This is a genomic window from Streptomyces orinoci (assembly GCF_003121295.1).
Taxonomy (GTDB): domain Bacteria; phylum Actinomycetota; class Actinomycetes; order Streptomycetales; family Streptomycetaceae; genus Streptomyces; species Streptomyces orinoci.
Genome location: NZ_PHNC01000031.1, coordinates 22,753 through 44,786, shown reverse-complemented (window position 1 = coordinate 44,786; position 22,034 = coordinate 22,753). Strand labels below are relative to the sequence as shown.

The following is a 22,034-nucleotide window of genomic DNA, read 5'->3' as shown; positions in this document are numbered from 1 at the left end:
GGCCCGCACCCAAACGGCGGTGGCGCTGTGCTCGGCGGCAAAGCGGGGGCGCCCACTCCCCGCTCGCATTCACGGCGCGCGCCGCCCTCCTTCCGTCACACACCCATCCGGCAAATTGCCGCGAATGTTCCGAGTGCGATCGGGAACTCAGATTGTGTGACGACCGCGACCATCAGCACTTCCGTGCCCGCGCGCCTGGACCGGCTGCCGTGGTCCCGCTGGCATTGGACCGTGGTCATCGGACTGGGCACGGTCTGGATCCTCGATGGCCTTGAGGTCACCGTCGTCGGCAATATCGCCGGCCGGCTCTCCGAGCACGGCAGTGGATTGCCGATTACCGGAGCCCAGGTCACGGGCCTCGCCGCGGCGCTCTATGTAGCGGGCGCCTGCAGCGGGGCCCTTTTCTTCGGCCGCCTCACCGACCGCTTCGGCCGCAAGAAGCTGTTCATGGTCACCCTCGCCGTCTATCTCGGGGCGACCGCACTGACAGCGCTCTCCTACACCTCCTGGTGGTTCTTCCTCTTCCGCTTCCTCACCGGCTTTGGCATCGGCGGGGAGTACGCGGCGATCAACTCCGCGGTGGACGAGCTGATTCCGGCCCGCTACCGGGGCCGGGTGGACCTCATCATCAACGGCAGCTTCTGGATCGGCGCCATCGCCGGATCACTGCTGTCGATAATCCTCCTCAATGTCAGCCTGCTGCCCAAGGACGTGGGCTGGCGGCTGACCTTCGGCTTCGGTGTGGTCCTCGGCCTGGTGATCCTGCTGGTACGGCGCCAGGTGCCGGAGAGCCCGCGCTGGCTGTTCATCCATGGCCGGGCCGAGGAGGCGGAGGAACTGGTCGGCCAGATCGAGCGGCGCATCGAGCGGGAGAAGGGCATCACCCTGCCGCCTGCCCGGGGCCGGATCACCATCCGCCAGCGCAGGAGCACCAGCTTCCGGGACATCGCCCGTACCGTCTTCACCGACTACCGGCGGCGCGCCTTCCTGGGTCTGGCGCTCTTCATCGGCCAGGCCTTCCTCTACAACGCCATCACCTTTGGCTTCGGGGAGATCCTGACCAAGTTCTTCGGCGTCTCCACCTCCCACACCGGCTACTTCTTCGCCGTGATAGCGGTGGGGAACTTCCTTGGCCCGCTGCTGCTGGGCAAGCTGTTCGACACGGTGGGCCGGCGGATCATGATCTCCTCCACCTTTGTCCTCTCCGGCGCCCTGCTGTTCGTCACCGCCTGGCTCTTCGGCGCGGGCTACCTCAGTGCCGTCAAGCTCACCGCCTGCTGGGCGGTGGTGCTCTTCTTCGCCTCGGCCGGGGCCAGCAGCGCGTACCTGACCGTCTCCGAGGTCTTCCCGACCGAGACCCGGGCCATGGCCATCGCCTTCTTCTACGCGGTGGGCACGGCGGCGGGCGGCATCAGCGGCCCACTGCTCTTCGCCGATCTCACCAGCAGTGGGGTGGTCGGTGACACGGTGCTGGCCTTCCAGATCGGCGCCACCCTGATGTGCCTGGCCGGGCTGGTGGCGGCCTTCCTGGCGGTACCCGCCGAGGGCCGTTCCCTGGAGGACATCGCCACCCCGCTGTCCGTGCAGAAGGAACCAATGCCCGCCCCTGCCCCGGCCCCGGCGGACTGAGCAGTGGCGGATCCTCCGCCCGGGGCGAACCATAAAGGCCATGACCAACACCGCCGGCCATTCGCCTGACCACTCGCTCGACCACTCGCGCCGCGCTCTTCGCCGTATCGGAAGCCTGTCCGTCCACCCGCTCGCGCTCGGCGGCAATGTCTTCGGCTGGACCGCCGACCGCGCCCAGTCCTTCGCCGTGCTGGACGCCTATGCCGAGGCGGGCGGCAACTTCATAGACACCGCCGATGTCTACTCCGCCTGGGCGCCCGGCAATTCCGGCGGCGAGTCGGAGACCATCATCGGCGACTGGATGGCCAGCCGCGGCAACCGCGACCGGGTGGTCATCGCCACCAAGGTCGGCGGCGGCTTCCCGGACAAGGCCGGCCTCTCCGCCGCCACCATCCGCACCGGCCTGGAAGCCTCCCTGCGCCGCCTGCGCACCGACCACATCGACCTCTACTACACCCACTACGACGACGAGACCGTCCCCGTCGCCGAATTCCTCACCGCCCTCGACGAGTTGGTGCGGGAAGGCAAGATCCGCGAGATCGCCGCCTCCAACATCTCCCCCCAACGCCTGGCCGAATCCCTGGAGTTCTCGGACGCGGCCGGTCTGGCCAAGTACGCCGCCATCCAGCCCCAGTACAGCCTGGTCTCCCGTAACACCTACGAGGGCGAACTCCGCGGCGTGGCCGCCCGGCACAATCTGGCCGCCGTCCCCTACCTCGCCCTGGCCTCCGGCTTCCTCACCGGCAAGTACCGCCCGGGCACCGAGGTGGACAGCCCCCGGGCTCCCAGCGCCGCACGGCACTTGCAGACCGAACGCGGCCGCCGCGTCCTGTCCGCCCTGCACGAGGTGGCCGCCGCCCACCAGGTCCCCGTCGCCACCGTGGCCCTCTCCTGGCTCGCCGCCCAGCCCACGGTGACCTCCTGCCTGGCCAGCGCCCGCACGGTGGAACAGCTCCCACCCTTGCTGGCCGCCGCGGACCTCCGCCTGACGGAGGGGGAGATCGAGCGACTGAGGGCGGCGTCGGAGTAGGGCGCCCTTCGCCGGCGGGGCGGCGGCGCGGGCCGGAGGCAGTCCGCTTCAGCGCCCTTTCGCGTCCGGCGAGCCCTTCGCCAGCGCCGCACCGCTTGGCTCGTCCGTCCGTCCGGCCGTCCGGGGAACCCTCGACGCGCCTCTGTCGCCCCACCTCGGCGCCCCGCAGCGCGGCACTTGGCCGCCGACCCACTGCCGAATAGCCGCGCGGCCTGCGCGCGGGGCCACTGCAACACTCGCCATGAGCCCCAGGCACAGGCTCCGAGGCTCGGGCATCCTGCCCTACCCTCGCCCCCTCCAGGCCGCGTCCCGACGCCCAGTACGGGCACCCAACAAGCTCTCCGGGCTACGCCTTCGCCACCACCCGGCGCCGACCCGCTCCCTCCCCTCCTCGGAAATCAGGAGGCGCCGGCCCCCCGCTCCACCACCCATGACGCCAGCGCCACCGTCCCCGCCACCGCGAACACCGACGGCCAGGCCCCCACCTTCTTCGCCAATGGGTGCGACCCAGCGAACGCGGCCACATACAGCCCGCTCAGCGCCGCCGCCTTCCCGGCCCCGGCCTTCTCCGTCCACTGCCGCGCCGCAACCGCCCCCGCGGCCGCCAGCACCACCCCACCCAGCGGCCGCTTCTTCGTCCACCGGGCCACCCCATACCCGCCGACCAGCCCACTCGCGGCCGTCACCGCCACCGGAACCTTCGCCACCGCCGCCAACCTCCCAAAATCAGGAAACCGATCGCCCCGAGGCTAACTCCGCCCCCGCCACCCCCGCCCGGCGACCCATGGAGACCGTTGAACACGAAACCGGGTGCAGAAACCCTTCGCACAGGGCCGCGACTCCCAAAGGTTTTCCAACCCGCAACGCGGAAACAGCCCCGGCTGGGAGGCCCTGCAATCCGCCGCCCCTCAACTCACCGCCCCAATGGGCGGCGTGCCCTGAGTCCAAGCGATCGCGAGCCTCATCCGCCGCATCCGCCAGCCCTCTCCCGTACGAACCACCTCCGCCTCAACATGCCCGCCGGAGAAGAACAGCCGGTCCCCTTCTCCCTCCCGCAACCTGTGCGTACTCAACTGATTCCACCGCACCTCGGCCCGATCCCCATCCAGCTCGACCATGACGTTCGACCCAAAGTGCACGGTCCCCTCAAACGGCGCCATCCCGCGCCGAGTGGACGAGAGTTGAGCATCCGCGCCCTCGTACACCCCAACCGGCGTCCCACTCCACGCATCCTCGGTGAAGTAGCGGTGCGCCCAACGGTCGTCGTTCTCATAGCTCTTGTTGTCGAGCGAGCGAAGGTACTGGTTGACCAGCCGCTCGATATCGAGCCGGTCGGTGATCTGCTGTAGGTCCATGCCCCCAGCGTGTTCCCTCAATCAAGGTTGAGGTCAACCCGCCACCATCACCGCAGCACAAACCACATCCTCTTGCCCACGACCTCCAGGCCGTCCCAGACCAGGCTCAGCCCCGAGGCATCGGCCAGACTCTGCAACAGCGCGAGCCCCCGCCCGCTTTCCTCGTCCTCGCCCGCCAGGCGGAGGTAGGGGTGGCGGTGGGGGTTCTCGTCGCACACGGCGATCAGTACGTGATCGCAGTGATCGTCCACCTGCACCGACAGGTTGGGCACCCCCGCGTGCTGCACCACATTGGCCACCACGTCTGATACGCAGACGCGAGCGTCGTCCACCAGCGCCGCATGGTCGGTGGCGATCAGCACGGCCGTAACGAATTCACGTGCGACGCGCACGGTGCTGGGCACGGCAGGCACGAGCAACTGGTAGGGCCAGGTGTGCTCTTGAGACGGTACGTCAAGGGTGGTTGCGCTCATGGGACGGTCTCCAAACGCGCTGTTGGGGGCGCCATACGTACTCCGCCATCCGTGGCCTGGCCACCAGCCGATGACGATCAACTCATCGATTGCTGACTGCACTTCGGGTCTTCCCGGCGGTGTGGCGCGGTGGTTGATGGGACCGTAGGGGGTATACATCCCCCGGGGCAAGGTTCCCCCAGATGATTCACCCTGTGGGTGGACCGGCATGTCTCTGGGCGGCAGACTCGTAGCCGCACGAGGAGGTGACATGCCACCGAGGGACAACCCCACGGCTCGACAGGTCCGTTTGGGCACGGAGTTGCGGCGGCTGCGAGAGAGCGCCGGCAAGACAGCGCGTGCGGCCGGTGAGTTGCTTGGTACCGACCAGGCCAAGATGAGCATGATCGAGGCGGGGCGGCGAGGAATCAGCGAAGAACGTATCCGCAAACTTGCTGGGTTCTACGCCTGCGACGATCCGGCCCTCATCGATGCGTTGTGCGGCATCGCACGCGAACGCCGGGGCCAGTTTTGGTGGGATGCGTACCGGGACGCCTTGCCGGCTTCCTCGCTGGATGTGGCAGAGCTCGAACATCACGCCACTTATGTGCGCACGGTCCAAATGCTCGTGGTGCTGGGCATCTTCCAGACCCGCGATTACGCCCGCGCCATCTTCGGCAATGGACTGCCGGTGAATGAGCTGGAGGCTCTTGTCGAGTTCAGGACGCGGCGGCGCATGGTTCTGAACAGAGCTGAACCTGTTCCCTACAAGGCAATCGTTCATGAAGCGGCGTTGAGAATGCGCTACGGAGGCCGACGTGTGGCGAAGGGCCAGTTGGGCGCCCTGCTGGAAGCAGCGGACTGGCCCTCCGTCACTCTGCGCGTGATCCCGTTCGAGGTCGAGGAGATTACCGGACATGCCCAGTCTGTCTTCTACGCAGGCGGGGCAGTTCCGCAGCTCGATACCGTCCATATCGATTCCCCGTTCGGGGGTGGATTCCTGGACGCCTTGCCTCAGCTCGTCCAGTACCGAGAACTCATGAACGTTATCGAGGACACGGCTCTGAGCCCGGGAGAGTCAAGGGATCTGATCAATCAGATTGCGCGCGAGATGTGAGGTCCTCAGCATGTCCAAGGCGTGTATATGGCAGAAGTCGACTTTTTCGAGCAGCGGTGCAGAGTGCTTGACAGTGAAACGGGACTCGAATGGCTTTCTGCAATTCCGTGAGAGCGACGAGCCGAGTGTTACCCTGCGCGTGACCTGTGCCGGGCTGAAGGCCATGCTCGCGGCGATCCGGACTTGCCGTCTCGAACAAGATCAACGCATCTTTTTCTAGGGTCGGTTGACCATGCTGCCCTACTCCCAGAACCATTGACTCGGCTGGCCGAACTCTCTGTTCGCTCGTTGTCGTCGCTCCGCCGCTTTCCGTAGCGGCATGTCGGCGGCCGGTATGCTCGGACGCATCTGCGTGCGCAAGTCCCTAGCGGCCGAAGGGAGTTGCACCTACGCTTCCCTCCTGGGAGGCAAACGATGAATGGTATGACCTGCACCAAGGCCGATGACGTGGTCCGTCTGTTTGCACAGGCTGGAAGGGCCCGGCGGGACCTGGAAAGGTGGATGCGGCATCCAAGGCGCGGGCATGTTCCGGAGTACGTCATGCAGCATGTAACTGCAGCGGTGTATCGGATAACTCCGCAAGACGTTAAAGGATTGATTTCCGAACATGCCATAGGGGACATACGTCCGGAGCAGGGATATGCAGTGTCTGCCATAAAGGACTGGCGCCCGGACTTCGCCTTCGCTCACATTCTCCATTGTTGCGCGGAGAAATTAGGCGGAGTGTTTCCCTATGAGGAGTTGCGCCGCTTTGCCGCTCAAGATCCGGACGGGATACGCATGCTGGGGCAACCCGCGCGCTCTCACGTGGAGAAGGTTGTGGCCAGTGGGCGGTGCACCTGGGAGCAGGCCAGGGCCGCAATGCAGTGGCGCATAGGATTGTTCTACTATTCGTTCATTCGCGAGATATATGTCCTTTCTTGTCTGCGTGAAATGGGTCTTGACATGCGCACCCATCCACTCGCGGACGCATTGTTCCGCGTGGATGGGTGGTGTGGCAGCGCAGTTTTGTCCCTATATATAAAGAACGAGGAATTCCGGGACGGCAGTGCTGGAAGAAAGCCTCAGGCTCGCGAAATCCTCACAGATGGCCAGGACCTTGGTCTGAGCTTTGTCGAGCTGGCCATGGAGGTTCAGCGCAAGCACGGTGTTGTACATCTGCCCTCAGGCGAACAAATTGACGACTGTGCTCGCCGTATAAAGCACGAGCTTGAGCACTCGCCGCACGACCCCCAGCAGTTATAGACGTCTCAGTAGAGAGCGTCATACGACCAGTGTCAGGCGCTGAGTTCGGTTCCTGAGTCCAGCAAACAGCAAGAGGGTGAAAGCGCTGTTGCCACCGCCCGGCCAACTGCTACTGCTACAGGCGGGGGAAAGGCGTTGCCAATCTGGCGGTAGCATGATGTCTTGCTGCCAGCGAATCGCCAGTCGGTGGGGAACCCTTGAAGCAGGGCCAGTTGGGGAAGAGTTAGACGCACTGGCACTGATGCGCCGGGAAGTGGGGCGTCGTCGGCGACTGCCGAGCCGTTGACTCCCATCTTCGCCCAGGAGGCACGCGCCCTTGAGGGCCCGAGATCTGGGCCGCCGTGCTTGCGTGAGCCGCCACAGATAGTGGGAGCGATTCGGTCTGCTGTTTTCGCCCAGGCCTCAGCTAGGTCCCAGCCACGGGCAGCCATGGATTCGTAAAGCACTTGGCCGACTGTCGGCGCGCTGTCTTTGCATGTGATCGCCGTCGGCCAAGCGAAGCGGGGGAATGCTTCCGGCCGGAGCGCGACAAGAATCGCTCGTGGCCGCAGTTGTGGGACCCCATAGTCGCACGAGTAGAGAAGGCGCCAATCGGTCCTGTAACCGCATGAGGCAAGGCGTTGGAGAACCTGCTTGCGATAGCTGCCGAATCTGGCTTGCAGGATTCCCCGCACGTTTTCGACGAGCACGGCCCGTGGCTGGAGGCGCTCGACCAGATCAAGGAATGCAGGAAACAGATCGCGCTCGTCCGCCTGCCCTAACTGCCTGCCTGCCACCGAAAACGGCGGACAGGGCACACCACCCGACAGCAAGTCGAGGCTGTGGCTTGGGCCGTTCACCGGCGGACTGAAGGAGCGAAGGTCCCCTTGCTGCACGGGCCAGCACGGGCGGTTTCGGTGGAGGGTCTGGCAGGCGTCCGGATCGAGCTCAAGGAGCAGGTGGTGGTTGAAGCCGGCAGCCTCAAGCCCCATCGCCAACCCCCCGGCACCAGCGCAGACTTCGATCGAGGTGAGGGCGGGACTGCCTGTGGCAAGCTTTGCCAGAAACGTGTCGTCAGTCACACTACGCAGCTTGCCGCGACTTGCCGCGGCAACGTGTGGCACGTCTATGCTAAATCGCTTAATCGAGTGATCGATCGGTCTTTTGTTCGAAAGGGGTTGGGGTGTCGGAGGGTCTGGACTGGCGGGATGAGACGCTGGGAGCTCGTGTCCGGGTTGCCTTGTGGCTGCGGGACGAGGTGGGTGAGAAGGGAACCTTCTCCAAGCAGCAGCTCCGCCAAGCGATTCATGGCACCGAGCAGGTAGACCGGCGTATGCGTGACCTTCGGCCGGCAGGCTGGGTAATCAAGACCTATCGGGATAAATCGGGTCTGCTGCCTGATCAGCTATACCTTGAGACCATTGGCAAGCCGGTCTGGGAGCACGAGCATCGCAACGCCGGCTTGCGCCAGATCAGCGCGCGGATCCGACGCGAGGTCTTCGAACGCGACGGGCATGTGTGCCGCCGCTGTGGGATCACCGCGGGTGAGCTCTACGCGGAGGAGCCCCGTACGCCGGCTCGGCTGACCTTGGGTCACGTCATCTCTCACAAAGCTGGCGGCACGGCGCGCGCTGAAGATCTCATCACGGAGTGCGCGCGCTGCAACGAAGCTGTGCGCCACCTCACGGGTGTGCAGATGGGCAAAGAACAGGTCTGGGATCGCATCGAGAATCTGTCTAAGAATGACCGGAAGAGTCTCTTGGCCTGGATGGTGCACAACGGGCGCCCGCAGAACCCTGCGGAGAAGGCATGGGCCCTGTACTGGCAGCTTCCAGCCGCTCACCGTGATGAGCTGAAAGGCAGGCTGTACGACCTGCTGCAGGACTGAGACTGCAGTCGGCGGAGCTCCGATGTCAGTGGCTAGTGCCACACTCCTGGTTCAGATGACCTGTCCTGTGCCGTTGCGCTCCCGCAGCGGTCAGGGCGGTTTCTGCGACACTTGAGCGTCTGCAATGAGCTAACCCAGGAGGGCTGATGAGTCCCGGCGACAACCGACCGACCTCTATTGAGATCTGTGCCGGTGCTGGCGGGCAGGCGTATGGCCTGCACGAGGCAGGTTTCCGCCACCTCGCTCTCCTGGAGATCGACAAGCATGCCTGCCAGACCTTGCGGGACAACGTCAGCAAGCGCCCAGACTGGGCTGGGTGCGAGATCATCGAAGCCGATGTGAAGGACGTTGACCCGTTCCAGCATGAGCAGCTGAAGAAGTTCAGGGCCGAGCTTGAGCCCGGTGAGCTCGACCTCTTGGCTGGAGGCGTACCTTGCCCGCCATTCTCAGTTGCCGGACAGCAGCTGGGCGAAGAAGACGAGCGTGACCTCTTCCCCAGGATGCTGGAGCTTGCTGGTCAACTCAGGCCCAAGGCTGTGATGATCGAGAATGTCCGTGGAATTCTCGACGATAAGTTCACCCCGTACCGCAATCGCATCGTTGCCGAGCTGGAGAGTTACGGCTACGAGCTCTGCGGCTGGGAGCTGATCGAGGCGCGTCGTTACGGGGTGCCTCAACTCCGGCCTCGGGCAATCCTCGTAATGATCGCCAAAAAGTACCTGAAGGACACTAAGTTTGAATGGCCCACCGGTAACGACAGAGTCGTCACCGTCGCCAAGGCGCTTGAGCAAACTATGCGGGAGCGGTGTGAACCTTTCGGGGCCAGAGGGCGGGCTGTCTTCGACAAGTGGCTCCAGGACGCCACCAGATGTGGGACCGAGGCTCCTACGCTGGTTGGCGGTTCCAAGAAGCATGGCGGAGCCGATTTGGGGCCTAGCCGGGCAAAGGCGGCTTGGAAGGCTTTGGGTGTCGATGCCTGGGGCGTCGCCAATGACCCTGAGAAGTGTGATCCGGAGCGAGACTTGTTCCGGCCGACTGGCCCGATGCTTACAGTGGAACAAGCGGCGATTATCCAAGGCTTCGATCGTAGTTGGACGTTCTCCGGCGGAAAGACGGCACGGTACCGCCAGGTTGGCAATGCTTTCCCTCCGCCGGTGGCGAAATCTGTGGGAGAGGCGATCAAGGCTGTGCTCCGCCCCGACGCGGGGCAGCAGTCTGTGGCAGGTGCTGGTGAGAACCCCTTTGAGGGAGAGCTACTCCCCGCTGCCCGTGGCGAGGCCGAGTTGTGCCCGGCGGTTTCTGACCGTGTCAACGATCTTCAGGCAACAAACGTCTGATGGCTCGTGCTCCCAGAAGCGGAGCACCAACCACCCTGCCGCGGTGAGCCGTTCATCGGTGTCGCGGTCGCGCGCCATGTTGCGTGCGACCTTGTCTGACCAGTAGCCGGGATTCGTCCGGGGCGGTACGTAGTGCTCGGGGCAGCCGTGCCAGTAGCAGCCGTCGATGAAGACGGCGACCTTGGCCGGGCGGAAGACGAGGTCTGCGGTCCGGCGCAGGTCTGGCAGGGGCCTGGCGGCTACTCGGTAGCGCAGACCCTGGGCGTGGACCATGCGCCGGATCAGCTGCTCAGGCTTTGTGTCCCGGCTGCGGATGGCCTGCATATTGCGGCGGCGGGCAGCCGAGGAAGCCCAGGAACCGGGGGGTGCTGTCCAGGCGGATTCTTCGGGCACCCTTCAGAGGGTAGTGGGGCGTGGTGCCCCCTTGGATCCCGGCCTGCCTTACCCCTACCGTCCCGCCCAAGGCCCCGTAGCCCCCGGCGGTGCCCACCCCGGGTGCTGGCCCGGGGCCGGGGTGCCCGGGCCGTATGGCGGCACGGTGCCCGGCGTCGGGGTCCCGTACCCGCCCGGCACGCCGGGGCCGTACGCTGCCGGGCCCGCAGGCCCGTACGCCCCCGGTGCCGCCCCGTACGGCACTGGACGGACCAGGACCGGCCGTGGTGCCGAGGCCGAGGCCTGGGCCAGGGCGGGCTGGGCCACGTGCTTGCGCTGCCAGAGGTGGTGGAGCAACTCGCGCTCGCGCGCTTCGAAGTCGGGGGCGATCAGGCCCCGGTAGGCGCGCTGGCGGAGGAAGGCCAGGGAGGTGGCGAAGGAGATGTACTCGGCGACGGTGCGGGCCGCGGCCGGGCCGCCGGTGCGTTTGGCGACATCGCGGGCGATGGCGCGGGCACGCATGGAGGAGAGGGCGACCGGTTCCGGCGGGGTGAGCCAGCCGGCGGCCTGGTACTCCGGCAAGTAAGCGCGGATGGTGCGGAGTTCGGTCTGGCGGGAGTGGATGGTCAGCCAGGTCAGGGTGCCGAAGACGGGGACCATGAACAGGGCGTAGACAGCGAAGAAGCCCAGCCCGCCCAGGGAGGCGGAGCCGTTCCAGACGCTGTGCAGGACCATGGCGGTCAGCAGTCCGGCGAAGGGCACCAGGGCGCGCAGGACGCGGCGGGTCTGCGGGAGGGAGGCGGCTATGCCGAAGCCCAGTCCGGTCATCGAGGTGAAGAGGGGGTGCGCGAAGGGGGACATCAGGACGCGGACCACAAAGGTCCCGGCGGTGGTGGAGAAGCCGGAGGCGCCGAAGGAGCGGTCCGAGGCGTAGGCGTTGCCCAGGTAGAGGATGTTCTCGGTGAAGGCGAAGCCGGTGGCGGTGATGCCGGCGACCACCACGCCGTCGATGATCCCGTTGAAGTCCCGGCGCCGGTAGAGGTAGAGCAGGAGGATGGCGGCGGCTTTGGCGCTTTCCTCGACCACGGGGGCGACGAAGGTGGCGCCCCAGGTGTTGATGTCCCCGCGGTGGGCCACATCGATGGTGTTGAGCAGCCACTTGGTGGCGTAGCCGTTGGCCAGCAGGGCGACCAGGGTGGCCGCGCAGGCGCCCCAGGCGAAGGCGAAGACCAGGACGCGCCAGGGTTTGGGCTCCACCCGGTCCATCCAGCGGAAGGCCGCTATCAGCAGCGGGACGGGCAGGACGGCCAGGCCGAGGCCCACCAGGAAGCCCTGGGTGCCGGTCTGCTCCCGGACCAGCGCCAGGATCAGCAGGCCGCACAGGGCGAGCAGCAGGATCAGGGTGCCCGCGCGCATCGCCTTGTTGTCCCACAGGGCGCGGCGCGGCTTGTAACGCACCTGGGCCGGGGCGGGGAAACCGCCGGGCGGCGCGGGTGCGGGCGCGGATATCGGCTGCTGGTTGGACGGCGACTCATGCACCTGACGACCCTAAGGCAGGGGGGTGACGTTCCGGGTGTGGTTTCCCGGCCGCCCGGGGCCGTCAGACGCGGCGGAAGAGCAGGTCGCGGACGATGTGTCCCTTGTCCAGGCCCTGGCCCTCGAAGCGGGTCAGCGGACGGAACTCGGGGCGCGGGGCGAAGCCGCCGTCGGGCTGGGTGTTCTCGAAGCGCGGGTGCGCGGTGAGGACCTCCAGCATCTGCTCGGCGTATGGCTCCCAGTCGGTGGCGCAGTGCAGCAGGGCGCCGGGGGCGAGCCGGGTGGCGGCCAGGTCCAGGAACTCCGGCTGGATCAGCCGGCGCTTGTGGTGCCGCTTCTTGGGCCACGGGTCGGGGAAGTAGACGCGCAGGCCGGAGAGGGAGTCGGGGGCGAGCATCTCGCGCAGCAGGATGATCGCGTCGCCGTTGGCGACCCGGATGTTCTCCAGCCCCTCGCGTTCGGCGAGGGCCAGCAGGTTGCCCTGGCCGGGGGTGTGGACATCGCAGGCCAGGATGCCGGTGGACGGGTCGGCGGCGGCCATCCGCGCGGTGGCCTCGCCCATGCCGAAGCCGATCTCCAGGACGACCGGCAGCTTCGGGTCGCCGAAGAGTTCGCCGAGGTCGAGGCGGTGCAGGCCGTCAATGTCCAGGCCCCACTTGGGCCACAGGCGGCGCAGCGCCTCGGCCTGCCCGGTGGTCACCCGGCTGCGGCGCGGCTGGAAGGAGCGGATGCGCCGCTCATGGTGCGAGCCGGCCGGGTCCGGGGCCGGACCATCGGGAAACATCGGCTCCCGCCGGGCACGGGGCGGGGCGGTCGGCTGGGCGGTCGGCTGAGTGGGGGCATGGTTCTCGGGCACAGTCCTTCCATAGTACGGGCGGGTGAGGGCGGGGACGGGCGGGTGAGGGAGGCGGTACGGGGCGGGCGCCGGGCGAGCGACCGAGGCGGTACGGGGCCGGTGCGGAGGGCGTCGTATGGGCGGGTGAGGTGGCGCCGGATGTGCACGGACCGTACTGCCCATGCCCGTACTGGCTCGTGCCCGTACTGGCTCGTGCCCGTGCCGGCTCGTGCCCGTGCCGGCTCGTGCCCGTACCGGCCCGTGCCCGCACCGCGCCGCACCCGGACGCACAGTCCGGGCGGTCGGCGCGGACGGGCGGTCGGCCCAGACGGCCTCGGCGGACGGCCCCGGCGGACGGCCAGGACAAGGCGGCCAGGGCAGACGGCCCGTGCAGACGGCCCGGGCAGCCCTCAGTGCAGTTCCGCCAGCACCCGGCGGGCCACCTCGCGGCCGATGGGCAGGGAGGCGGTGGCTGCCGGGGACGGTGCGTTGAGTACATGCACCATGCGCGGGGAGCGGGCGAAGTGGAAGTCGTCGGCCAGGGTTCCGTCCGGCAGCACCGCCTGGGCCCGCACCCCGGACGGGGCGGGTATCAGGTCCTCCGGGGTGACCTCGGGCAGCAGCCGGCGGACCGCCGCCGTGAAGGCGCGCTTGGAGAGCGAGCGGTGGAACTCGCCGAGGCCGTATCGCCAGTGGTGGCGGGCCAGGCGCCAGCTGCCCGGGTAGCCCAGGGTGGTGGCGAGGTCCGCAGGACGTATGGTGCGCCGGTGATAGCCCTCGCGGGCCAGCGCGGGCACCGCGTTGGGCCCGATGTGCACCTGGCCGTCGATGCCCCGGGTGAGGTGCACTCCCAGGAAGGGGAAGGCCGGGTCGGGCACGGGATAGACCAGGCCGCGGACCAGGTGCGTACGGCCGGGGACGAGCTCATAGAACTCGCCGCGGAAGGGGATGATCCGGATGCCCGGATCCACGCCCGCCAGCCGGGCCACCCGGTCACTGTGCAGCCCGGCGCAGTTGACCAGCGCCCGGGCCCGCAGCACCGTGCCGTCCGCGGTGCGTACCGCGACCACCGGCCCGCGCCGGCCGATGCGGCGCACCTCGGCCCCGTACCGCACCGAGGCCCCCGCATCCTCGGCCAGCTCGGCCAGCCGTCCGGCCACCGTGCCGAAGTCCACCACGCCCGTGGTGCCGACATGGATGGCCGCCAGCCCGCGCACCCGCGGCTCGAACTCGGCTATCTGCCGGGGCCCCAACTCCCTTACCGGGATGCCGTTCCGGCGGCCGCGCTGGACCAGGGCGTGCAGCCGGGGCAGCTCGGTGTGCTCGGTGGCGACGATCAGCTTGCCGGTGACCTCATGCGCAATCCCGTACTCCGCACAGAACTTGACCATCTCGGCGGCGCCCTGCACCGCGAACCGGGCCTTGTAGGAGCCCGGCCGGTAGTAGATCCCGCTGTGGATCACTCCGCTGTTGCGCCCGGTCTGGTGGAAGGCGGGCCCCCGCTCCTTCTCCAGCACCACCACTTGCGTGCCCGGCGCGGCACGCGTGATCGCATAGGCCGTCGAGAGGCCCACGATCCCGCCGCCGATCACCAGCACATCGCAGTCGTACGCCACCATGCCGCCCACCTCCCCGCGTTCCCCGCGCTCCCCGCACCCCGACTCCAGGCTCCTATCATGACGTGCGCCACTGACAGTGGCCTGAAACCGAGCGCTCCGCGGATTTCCGCCGAGGGGTAGCGGCGCATTTGGGCACCGCCGGGTTCCGTCCTGGTGGCCGGTCGCCGCCGCGGCGGGAACATACTCGGGGCCGTCGCCCCGCATCCCGAGGCGCCTGGACCCCGAGGCCGGCGGGCCCGGACGGACGTCAACGGGATCGGACGGACGTCAACGGGACCGGACGGACGTCAACGGGACCGGACGGAAGCCAATGGGCTCAGGCCGTGGAAGCCACCAATAACGGCCGGGCCCGCTCGCGCAGCTCCACCACCCGGGGCTCATTGCCATAGGGCTCCAGCCGGTGCAGCAGGTCCCGTACATACTCGGTGGTACGGGCCGAGGAGATGCGCCCGGCCACCTCCACCGCCCGGGCGCCGGCCGCGCAGGCCGCGTCCAGATTGCCGGACTCCAGCTCGGCCACCGCCGAGACCACCAGCCGCAGCCCGTGCGAGCGGACGAACTCCTCGGTCGGACGGGCCAGCGCCTGCTCGGTGAAGCGCTGCACCTGCCGCGGCATGCCCAGGTCCCGGTAGCACTCGGCGGCGTCCGCGGCGAACCGCTCCTGGGTGTAGAAATCCAGCCAGGAGGGGTCGGGGTCGCCCGCCCTGGCCCGTTCCAGCCAGCCCTCGGCGGCCTTGAGCGCGGCCCCGCAGGCGCTCTGGTCACCGGCCTTGGCCTGGGCGCGGGCCTCCACCAGCCGGAAGAAGCTCATGGTGCGGGCGGTGGCCAGCCCCCGGTTGCGCTCCAGCGCGGCCTGGGCGAGGTCCACCCCGTCGTCGGCGCAGCCCCGGTAGGTGGCCTGCAGGCTCATCGAGGCCAGGACGTACCCGCCGAGCGGGACATCGGCGGCGGCCCGGGCCAGCCGCAGCGCCTGGATGTAGTAGCGCTGGGCGGCCTCCTGCTGGCCGGTGTCAAAGGCCATCCACCCGGCCAGCCTGGTGAGTTCGGCGGTGGCGCCGAACAGCGCCCGTCCCACCTCGTCGGTGTACGAACCCAGCAGCAGCGGGGCGGCGTCCACCCGCAGGCACTCGGGGACCATGGACGAACGCCAGTCGCCGCCACCGTACTTGGAGTCCCAGCGGCGGGCGTCCTCGGCCGCCTCGCGCAGTTTGGACACATCGCTGTGGCCCACTCGCTGCGGCACTCCGCAGTCCGGGACCGTGCCCGACTCCCGTTCCCGGGCGGCCTGTTGGGGCTCCCGGGCCACCGAGGAGTCGGCGGGCGTTATCAGCCAGCGCGAGGCGGGCGTGGAGTAGGCGCTGACGGAGAAGGAACCGGCCAGGCTCTGCCAGATGCCCCCGCCCCCGCGCCGCCCGGCGGAATCCAGCCGGTAGAGCTCGGTCGCCGAGCGCACCGCCTGGCCGACATCGCGCGGAAAGGCCAGCCCCACCTCGGGCGCCGGATCGGCGTCCGCCAGGCCGATTTCGTGCAGCGGCACCGGCCGGCCCAGCTTCCCGGCTATCGCGGCGGCGATCAGATGCGGCGCCGCACCCTGCGGGACCATGCCCTTGGAAACCCAGCGGGCCACCGAGGTCTTGTCATAGCGGAGGGTCAATCCGCGCTGCGCACCGAGGTCGTTGACCCGGCGCGCCAGTCCGGCGTTGCTGATTCCGGCGAGAGCCAGGACCGTGCCCAGCTTCTCGTTCGGCCCGCGTGACTCCCTGGACATGCGCACCCCTCGACTACGGCGACGCCCGCCCCGGCATAAGCGCGGGGCATCCGTAAACCCAGCGTAGTTCCCCACATCCCGACCGTTAAGGGGCGTTGTCCCGGATGGCGAGATTGCGGTCCGTATGTGCGTGCACCGAGGGGCACGTGCTCCGGTTGTGTGTGCGCGTGCGCCCGCCGTGCGCTCTGTCCCCGCCCTCGCGGTGGCGCTTCCATGGTGGTGCGTGGGTTGGCCCGCTGCCTGGATCCAGTGGGCTGGGGGAGCCGTCGCCTCATTCCCCGCGGGCGGCGGTACGGCCCGGGGGGCGCACCTTGCGGCGCCTCCCGGGCTGCGCCGCGGCACCACTGCGGCACACCGCCGCGCGAACGCCCCGTCCGCCCGGGGGAGTTCGCCCGGTGGGGGCGGCGGTGGGGACGGGTGGCGGCGACGCCGCATTTCGATGGTTTCGCGGGCTTCCCGCTGTGGTCCGACGGCTCCGCGCCCGTGCGCCTGGTCGCGCCCGTGCGTCTGGCCGCGTCTGGCCACCACCTGGTCGCACCTGGCCGCGCCTGGTCGTGTCTGGCTGCGCCGGACCGTCGTTGGCCGGATCGTTTCGCCGCGACGCGGCCGTGGACACATACGGAATGGTCACATCCGGCCGCGCTCATGGCAGCATGGAGCGCTGCGCGGGGACCCGGCGAAACGGCACTTCACCTCGGACCAGGGGGAGTTGGGCGCAGGGCGGCGGCCGAATCCGCCGTCCGCGTTTGCGCCGCGACGTTCGTCCCACTGTGCATGATGGCTGCTGATTGCTGGTTGTCCACAGCCTGTGGAGGCGACGATGCGCTGGTTGGTGGGGTGGAGCCGCGCCGGGACCGCGCACCGCGCCGAACCGGAGGCCACCGGCCCCACCGTGCAGCCGGTTGGGGCCCAACTCCTGTGGGGGGACCCGGATCCGCTGTGGGCGGTGGGCGACTGGCGGCCCGACGAGGTGCGCCTGGTCTGGGCCGACCAGCCCGGCCGCACCGGGGCCGCCATGGTGACCCGGATCGCGGTGCTGGGCCGCTGCGGCGCCACCGACGAGCAGCTGCGCACCGGACTGCTGGCGGCGCGCGGCGGGGCACTGCGCCATCTGACCGCCTGGCCGGGCAGCTATACCGCGGTCGCCCAGATCGGCCGCCGCATCACCATCGCCGGTGACCTGGCCGGGGCCCGTCCGGTGTTCCACGCGGCCTGGGCCGGCGGCACCGCCTACGCCACCGCCGCCCTGCCGCTGGCCGACCTGGTGGAGGCCCAGCTGGACATAGGGCATCTGGCGGCGCTGCTGGCCTGCCCGGACTCGCCGGAGGCGGTGGGCGACGGGACCCCGTACGCGGGCGTACGGCGGGTGCCGCCCGGGCACGCGCTGGTGGTGCGCGACGGAGCCCGGGACATCTCCGGGTACGAACCCCTTGCCTCGCTCGCCGTGGCCGCCCCCCAACTCGACCCGGACCAGGCGGTGGAGGGCGTCCGGGACGCCCTGGTGGAGGCAGTCCGCACCCGGCTGGCCGCCCCGCGCCATCTGTCGGCGTACGGGGCCGGGGTGCTGGATCCCGGCCCCGTGCCCGGCATGGGGCCGGCCTTCCGGCGCGCCGCCCGCGGCGGTCCGGCGCCCGGATTGGGGGCCGACCTCTCCGGCGGCAGCGCCTCGGGCACCCTGGCGCTGCTGGCCGCCGGACTGCCGGGAATTCCGGGCACCCCCTACGGGCATGGCACGGGCGAGCGCCTGCTGGCGGTCACCTTCAACGACCTGGCCACCGACAGCGGACGGGCCGGCGCCCAGGAACTGGAGCGCGCCCGCGCCCTGGCCACCGGGCCCCGGATGCGCCATGTGGTGGTGGCGGCGGGCGAAACCGCCCTGCCCTGCGCCGACTTGGAGTCCGGACCGCTCACCGATGAACCGGCACCCTCGCTGACCGTCGCCGAACGGCACCGCCAGCGCCTGGTGGCGGGCAGCGCCGACCACTTCACCGGGCATGGCGCACGGCAGGTGCTGGACGCCCATCCGGCCCGGCTGGCCGACCTGTTGCTGGACCGCAGACGACGCCATCTGCTGCGCCCGGTGTCCGCCCTGGCACGGGCCGACGGGCCCGCGGCCCACCCTCTCACCGTTCCCTTCACCGTCTACCGGGCCGCCCGGCGGCTGGCCCGTACCTCCTACCGGGAGGGCCTGGAGGCCGCCGCCGCACGGCTGTTGACGCCCGGGTTCGCGGACCGGGAGCGGCTGGCCGGGGTGCCGGGCGCGGTGGACGCCTCACTGGCGGCCCTGAGCTGGTGCCGCCCGGGACCGGCCGCGCGCTGGCTCACCGGAGAGGCACTGGCCGAGGTGTCGGCCCGGCTACAGGCGGCGGCGGTACGCCCAACTGGCCTGCCCCAGCGGCCCGGAGAGCAACGGGCCGCGGCAGCACTGGCCAGGCAGGGCGCCGACCTGCGCATCCTTGAACAGGCGGCCGAGGTACGCGGGCAGCGGCTGCACGCGCCCTTTCTGGACAACCAGGTGGTACGGGCCTGCCGCGCGCTCCCCGAAACGCTACGAGTGCAACCCGGAGCGCGCGCCTCGGTGTTGCGCGCCGTGCTGGCCGGGTCGGGCATCCGCGATCTGCCGCCCGGCTGGGGAGCGACCTCGCACGCCTCCCACCAGGCGGCCCTGCGCGCCGGGCTGCGGACCTTCGCCGCGCCCCTGGCCGGGCTCTTCGAAACCCCGCTGCTGGCGGACGCGGGCCTGATCGAGGCCCAAGTGGTGCGCGGGGCCCTGCAGGCGGCCGCCGAGGGCGCGCCACTGCCCCTGGACGGCCTGGCCGAGGTGATCGCCATGGAGACCTGGCTACGCCGCCTGCTGGCCCGGCGCGGCACCTGCTGGACGGGCGTGACACCCCGCCAGCGCGCCGTCGCGGGCGGGGTATCCCACCGGGCCAGCCTGCGGGGGGCGCTTGGGGGGTGAGGGGGCGCCCCGTAAGGGGCGCGGGGAACTGCGCGAACAACCTCCAACGGCCCGCAGGCGAAACGCAACCACGGTCATCGCGCGGGGCAATCGGGTCGGCGGGTGGGCGAAACCCGCCGCGCAGCGGCGGACGCCACCGGACCCGGCCCGGGCCCCGGGTCAGCAGCGGATGCGGGCCTGCCCCCAATCCACCAGCGCCACTCCCTCGAACGGCTCCTTCGGCTCCGCGACCAGCCGCAGCCGCTTGTGCCCATGCAGCGACACATGAACCGGCAGCGCCGGATGACCGGCCCGTACCAGGCCGGAGCTCCACAGCCGGATGCCGTCCCCGTAAACCACGAACCGCACCGCGCCCTCGCCCAGCGAGCTCTCGTCCACGCGCACCATGGCGTCAAAGGAAGCGCAGGGCTTGTGCAGTTGGATGCTCACCTCGGACGAGCCATTGGCGGTCACCCCGTGCCGGTAGCCGGCCTGCCGGGTCTGGAACTGGTGGCTGGGCCAGGCGGAGAAGCCCTCCTCCAGGCCGGTCTCCGGCTCCTCGACCTCGCCGATTCCCTCCAGCTCCAGCTGGGTGAGCTGGTAGGCCGACGGCCGGTGTGGCGCCGGGGCGGGGCGGGGGGACGGCTTGGCCGGGTGGTGGACCGGCTTGGACATCGGCTTGGGGGCCGGCGGCCGGTCGGGCGCCACCGGCTTGGCCCGGTGCGACGGGGCGGGAGCCGCCTCGGGCGGGGGAGCGACGTGATGGGTGGCGGGCGGCCGGGTGGGCGCGGGCCGGGCCACGGTCGCCCGCTGGCGCTGCGGCGCGGCGGGCGGCGGCGGGACGGGCCTCGCCGGGGGTGGCGCAGGGGTGGGAGCGGCTTCCGGCGGGGGAGCGGGTGCTGACGAGGGAGCCGGTGGTTCGGTGTGTTCCTGCTCCGGGCTGGGCGTTGGCGAAGGAACGGCCGGTGCCACCGAGCTGTTGGCCTGCACCTTCCTTGGGGGATGCGCCGAGGGGTCACCGGTCAGCGCGTAGGCGATCACCGCACCGGCGGCAAGCATCGCCCCGGCGGCGATGCCGACCTTCGCGGGCACACTGATGCCCTCCCCGGCGGCGCTCCCCGCCCCCGAGCCGCTCCCCGAGCCGGAGCCGGTGCCCGCCCGGGAGCCCGCCGTGGCGCCACCGGCGCCGCCGCCCGCGATGCCTGAACCGGCCCCGGCGACGGCTCCGGCTGCCGCTCCTGTGCCGGAGGCGGTACCCCCCTGGCCGGAGCCGGCACCCGATCCCGCACCGGACCCCGCGGCCGCCGAGGCCCCGTACCCCGCCGCGGACCCGCCGCCCGCCGCTCCCGAACCCACCGCGCTCGCATGCGAAGCCGCACCCGCGCCCCCGTCCGGGACCGCGCCAGCCCCCGCACCAGCCCCCGCACCCGGACCCGAGGCCGGGCCGGAAGCCCCCTCACCCCGGCCCCCGCCCGCACTCGCACCGGAACCGGCCGCGCCCCCGCCCGCCGCTCCGGCTCCTGCTCCCGTTTCCGCCGCTCCGGTCACACCAACCGCACTGGCCACCACCTTCACGGACGCTCCGGCGGTAAACCAGCCAATCACCGCCACCGGAAGCAGTGCCCGCAACTGGCCGTCCACATCGGCCAGTTCCAGCGCGGCGGTGCGGCACCTGGCGCAGCTCTCCAGGTGTTTGCGCATCCCCCGCTCGGTACGCATCCGCAGCCCGCCGCGGGCGTAGGCGCCCAACCGGTCGGCGTACTGGGCGCAACCGCCGCCCGCCGCCTGCGCGCTGCCGACATGCGCCTGGAGGTGCGCCTGCTTGAGGCCCTCCCTGGCCCGGCGGGCCAGCACCGCCGTGGCATCGGCGGACAGGCCCAGCAACGGGGCCACCTGGCTTGGCGACTCGTTCTCCACGATGGTGTGCCAGAGCACCATCTGCCAGCGCTCCGGCAGGCTGTGGAAGGCCCGTACCGTCAGCGACGCCTCGGCCTGTCGCATGGCCCGGACATCCGCGCCCGGCTCGAAACCCGCCTCCAGCTCCACCGTGGCGGCCGCCTCGGCCGAGGCGGCGAACTCGGCGAACTCCTCCACCAGTTGATCCCGCCGGGCGGTACGGGTCCAGGCCGCGGCCACCTGCCGGACCGTGGTCAGCAGATAGGCCCTTACCGCGGTGTCCGGCCCCGAGCCCAGGCGCACCGCGTGCAGGGTACGGGCGAAGACCTCGTCGGTCAGATCGTCGGCGGTGTGCAGATCACGGCAGCAGGTACGGGCGTAGCCGCGGACCGCGGGCGCGTGTCTGCGGTACAGCTCCTGGTACGCCGCGTGAGCCGTGCCCTGCTCCTCGGCGTCCCGGCCCTCCCGGATGCGGGCCACCAACTCGGCGTCGGACGGCGGCGGTTCGGCCTCCGCCGGCGGTTCTCCGCCGGGCCCGGCGGCATCGTCCTCCTGGTCCGTCTGGTCCGTACGGGAACTCCCCTCCGCGCGAGCGCTCCCGTCCGTACGGGCGTGTGCCCCCCGCCGCGCCCCCTTGCGCTGCTGGGGCACGCTCGCCCCGCCTTCGGTATCGCCGGCAACGTCCTCACCGGATGTGGCACGGCCGGGGGTAGCCGGTCCGCCCTGCGCGGGAATGCCCGGCACCTGGCGGGCCGGCGCGCGATCCGCGCCGTCATGCCCCTGCGGTTCGTCCCGCTCGTCAACTCCCATGGTTCAGGCTCCCGTACAACGCCGGACAGACACCCGAATACCGGGCCAGCGTCGCACGGGTGCGCGCGGCAAAAACAGATGCTTGAACGGCAACCACTCATCCGGGTTGAGTTCGCACATCGGAACACCAGGCGGCGGCCCGATGGCAACCCCTTTCGGCCGTACCGGAGTTGGCGCCAAGTTGACGGAGGCCGCCGAAATTCACCCGATAGGGGCGGCCGCCCCACA

General features: G+C 70.1%; 18 protein-coding genes. 8 read left to right on the top strand and 10 right to left on the bottom strand.

The window, feature by feature from the left end; genetic code table 11:
* Positions 1-156 precede the first annotated feature (156 nt).
* On the top strand, positions 157-1,629 hold the full coding sequence (locus CV755_RS22135; protein WP_241561352.1) for an MFS transporter: 1,473 nt from the start codon (positions 157-159) through the stop codon (positions 1,627-1,629).
* 40 nt (positions 1,630-1,669) lie between these two features.
* Complete coding sequence (locus tag CV755_RS22130) at positions 1,670-2,659, top strand: aldo/keto reductase (protein WP_109282058.1); 990 nt, start codon at positions 1,670-1,672, stop codon at positions 2,657-2,659.
* 398 nt (positions 2,660-3,057) lie between these two features.
* Here the strand turns inward: CV755_RS22130 and CV755_RS22125 are convergent, their stop codons facing one another.
* The 3 genes from CV755_RS22125 to CV755_RS34730 all read right to left on the bottom strand — a co-directional run bounded on the left by CV755_RS22125 (position 3,058) and on the right by CV755_RS34730 (position 4,487).
* Complete coding sequence (locus CV755_RS22125; RefSeq protein ID WP_109282057.1) at positions 3,058-3,366, bottom strand: hypothetical protein; 309 nt, start codon at positions 3,364-3,366, stop codon at positions 3,058-3,060.
* Between the two features lie 201 nt (positions 3,367-3,567).
* Positions 3,568-4,014 carry a nuclear transport factor 2 family protein gene (locus CV755_RS22120; RefSeq protein WP_109282056.1) on the bottom strand — a complete coding sequence of 149 codons (447 nt, stop codon included), beginning with the start codon at positions 4,012-4,014 and terminating at the stop codon, positions 3,568-3,570.
* Positions 4,015-4,061: 47 nt separating this feature from the next.
* Complete coding sequence (locus CV755_RS34730; protein WP_161968728.1) at positions 4,062-4,487, bottom strand: ATP-binding protein; 426 nt, start codon at positions 4,485-4,487, stop codon at positions 4,062-4,064.
* Between the two features lie 250 nt (positions 4,488-4,737).
* Between CV755_RS34730 and CV755_RS22110 the strand changes: the two genes are divergently transcribed.
* The 3 genes from CV755_RS22110 to CV755_RS34315 all read left to right on the top strand — a co-directional run bounded on the left by CV755_RS22110 (position 4,738) and on the right by CV755_RS34315 (position 6,828).
* A complete protein-coding gene (locus CV755_RS22110) occupies positions 4,738-5,583 on the top strand; it encodes a helix-turn-helix domain-containing protein (protein WP_109282054.1) in 846 nt (281 codons plus the stop codon).
* Between the two features lie 10 nt (positions 5,584-5,593).
* A complete protein-coding gene (locus tag CV755_RS22105) occupies positions 5,594-5,803 on the top strand; it encodes a DUF397 domain-containing protein (protein ID WP_109282053.1) in 210 nt (69 codons plus the stop codon).
* A 203-nt stretch (positions 5,804-6,006) separates the two neighbouring features.
* Positions 6,007-6,828 carry a hypothetical protein gene (locus tag CV755_RS34315; RefSeq protein WP_153068734.1) on the top strand — a complete coding sequence of 274 codons (822 nt, stop codon included), beginning with the start codon at positions 6,007-6,009 and terminating at the stop codon, positions 6,826-6,828.
* Positions 6,829-6,860: 32 nt separating this feature from the next.
* Here the strand turns inward: CV755_RS34315 and CV755_RS22100 are convergent, their stop codons facing one another.
* Positions 6,861-7,799, bottom strand: coding sequence for a DNA cytosine methyltransferase (locus CV755_RS22100; RefSeq protein ID WP_206608452.1), 939 nt, complete (start codon positions 7,797-7,799; stop codon positions 6,861-6,863).
* 191 nt (positions 7,800-7,990) lie between these two features.
* Here CV755_RS22100 and CV755_RS22095 point away from each other — a divergent pair, with 191 nt between their 5' ends.
* The gene (locus tag CV755_RS22095) at positions 7,991-8,695 is read left to right on the top strand and encodes an HNH endonuclease (RefSeq protein WP_109282052.1); all 705 of its coding nucleotides are present in this window, start codon (positions 7,991-7,993) and stop codon (positions 8,693-8,695) included.
* 146 nt (positions 8,696-8,841) lie between these two features.
* Positions 8,842-10,032 (top strand): DNA cytosine methyltransferase, encoded by a 1,191-nt coding sequence (locus CV755_RS22090; RefSeq protein WP_109282051.1) that lies wholly within the window; start codon positions 8,842-8,844, stop codon positions 10,030-10,032.
* On the opposite strand, the gene CV755_RS22085 is transcribed toward CV755_RS22090, so the two are convergent.
* The 5 genes from CV755_RS22085 to CV755_RS22065 form a co-directional block, all read right to left on the bottom strand.
* Complete coding sequence (locus CV755_RS22085; RefSeq protein WP_109282050.1) at positions 9,949-10,425, bottom strand: very short patch repair endonuclease; 477 nt, start codon at positions 10,423-10,425, stop codon at positions 9,949-9,951. The two genes, CV755_RS22090 and CV755_RS22085, sit on opposite strands and share 84 nt — an antisense overlap.
* 54 nt (positions 10,426-10,479) lie before the next feature.
* Positions 10,480-11,943: a PrsW family intramembrane metalloprotease gene (locus CV755_RS22080; RefSeq protein WP_422070582.1), complete on the bottom strand. Its 1,464-nt coding sequence runs from the start codon at positions 11,941-11,943 to the stop codon at positions 10,480-10,482.
* Positions 11,944-12,004: 61 nt separating this feature from the next.
* A complete protein-coding gene (trmB, locus tag CV755_RS22075) occupies positions 12,005-12,796 on the bottom strand; it encodes a tRNA (guanosine(46)-N7)-methyltransferase TrmB (RefSeq protein WP_109282049.1) in 792 nt (263 codons plus the stop codon).
* 389 nt (positions 12,797-13,185) lie between these two features.
* Positions 13,186-14,394: an L-2-hydroxyglutarate oxidase gene (gene lhgO, locus CV755_RS22070; RefSeq protein ID WP_109283442.1), complete on the bottom strand. Its 1,209-nt coding sequence runs from the start codon at positions 14,392-14,394 to the stop codon at positions 13,186-13,188.
* Positions 14,395-14,710: 316 nt separating this feature from the next.
* Complete coding sequence (locus tag CV755_RS22065) at positions 14,711-16,162, bottom strand: NsdA family TPR-like regulatory protein (protein ID WP_109282048.1); 1,452 nt, start codon at positions 16,160-16,162, stop codon at positions 14,711-14,713.
* Positions 16,163-16,982: 820 nt separating this feature from the next.
* On the opposite strand from CV755_RS22065, the gene CV755_RS22060 reads away from it, so the two are divergent.
* A complete protein-coding gene (locus CV755_RS22060; RefSeq protein WP_109282047.1) occupies positions 16,983-19,121 on the top strand; it encodes an asparagine synthase-related protein in 2,139 nt (712 codons plus the stop codon).
* Between the two features lie 159 nt (positions 19,122-19,280).
* Here the strand turns inward: CV755_RS22060 and CV755_RS22055 are convergent, their stop codons facing one another.
* The gene (locus CV755_RS22055; RefSeq protein WP_109282046.1) at positions 19,281-21,806 is read right to left on the bottom strand and encodes a sigma-70 family RNA polymerase sigma factor; all 2,526 of its coding nucleotides are present in this window, start codon (positions 21,804-21,806) and stop codon (positions 19,281-19,283) included.
* Between the last annotated feature and the right edge of the window lie 228 nt (positions 21,807-22,034).